The following is a 1557-nucleotide window of genomic DNA, read 5'->3' as shown; positions in this document are numbered from 1 at the left end:
TTCATGTACGGTTCTTAGGGGAGAGGATTGTGGCAACACAACCCTTTTACCCGATTATGGTTTTGCAGTTCTTGTCAAACTGCCCATCAACGGGACGTTAATGGAGCAAAAAACATTCTCGCGGTCGGGCTTGGCCGTCTTCTTTAGTAGGAATCCCCTTCACTTTTAGGGTGGGGAGGAAGTCAAAGCAGCACAATAATAGAACGCAGCCAACGCTTAGCCTTACGGGTAGATATGTTAAAGTAAGGAGACAAACAATAAAAACCAAAAAATAGTTATAAGGAGTTTTTATGGGTAACAGACCCTCGGCCATTGATCCAAAACCCTTAACCTCAGAAGAACGCCATGAGTTTAACCCGCCTGAACAAGACAGTTTTATAGCAGGTATGAACAAAGAGCTATTTAACGATGAACTGCGACGCAAGATGTATGAAGACCTTATCGACACTTATGATGAAGAGCTAGAAAATGAAATAGACGATTACGTGCGTGATTTTCGCTTTGATGGTCGAGAGATGAGCGAAAAAGAAAGACTGGATCGCCAGATGTATTTTCAAGAGCTGGTACGGCTTCAGCGAGAACTCATCAAATTACAAGACTGGGTGGTTGCACGCGGTGAGCGCATTGTAGTGATATTCGAAGGCCGTGATTCTGCAGGCAAAGGCGGCGCTATCAAACGTATCACCCAGCGTTTAAATCCGCGTGTTTGTCGAGTGGCTGCCCTACCTGCGCCTACCGAGCGCGAACAGTCACAATGGTACTTTCAGCGTTACGTGGCGCATTTACCAGCCGCTGGTGAGATTGTGTTGTTTGACCGTAGCTGGTATAACCGCGTGGGCGTCGAGCGAGTTATGGGCTTTTGTACCGATGCCCAGTACGAGGAGTTTTTTCAGTCGGTACCTGCGTTTGAGCGTATGTTGGTACGCTCGGGTATTCGCTTAGTGAAGTACTGGTTTTCAATCACCGACGATGAGCAGCATTCGCGCTTTATGAGCCGAATTCATGACCCACTGAAGCAATGGAAGCTGTCTGCGATGGACTTACAGTCGCGACGACGCTGGGAGGATTATACCAAGGCAAAAGAGACCATGTTTGAGCGTACCCATATACCTGAAGCGCCTTGGTGGGTCGTTGAGGGCAACAATAAAAAACGCGCAAGGCTAAACTGCATAGCCCATCTACTCGAACAAATCCCCTATAAAGAAGTGCCACGTGACGAGGTTGAGCTACCCGATCGCAAGCGTGATGATGAGTATTATCGCGAGCCTATTCCAGATGATATGTATGTGCCACCGCGTTATTAAAGCGTGATAATACTTTTTGTTTCTTCGGTAAAAAAAGCAGCCTTATAGCTAATATAAGGCTGCTTTTTTATGGCATTATTTATTCCACATTTATCATTATATAGTTTATTTAGGTGTAATGGACAAAATTCATGCTAAAAAGTAGAAGGTAGTCGCTAATGGACATAATTCATGCTATTTGAGTGACTTTGATAGTAGAAAGTCTTTAATAAACCGTAACTTACGGTACTCATTTAACCCATGATGACTGTGC

General features: G+C 44.9%; 1 protein-coding gene and 1 pseudogene. Both read left to right on the top strand.

What is annotated here, in order from left to right:
• Positions 1 to 51: 51 nt before the first annotated feature.
• A pseudogene (locus tag EI161_RS15125) lies at positions 52 to 275 on the top strand (hypothetical protein); the annotation flags it as partial.
• Between the two features lie 15 nt (positions 276 to 290).
• Positions 291 to 1304: a polyphosphate kinase 2 gene (gene ppk2, locus EI161_RS14310; protein WP_263972279.1), complete on the top strand. Its 1014-nt coding sequence runs from the start codon at positions 291 to 293 to the stop codon at positions 1302 to 1304.
• Positions 1305 to 1557 lie beyond the last annotated feature (253 nt).

It is taken from the genome of Psychrobacter sp. FME5, assembly GCF_014861375.1.
Taxonomy (GTDB): domain Bacteria; phylum Pseudomonadota; class Gammaproteobacteria; order Pseudomonadales; family Moraxellaceae; genus Psychrobacter.
This window is presented reverse-complemented; position numbering and strand designations above follow the sequence as displayed.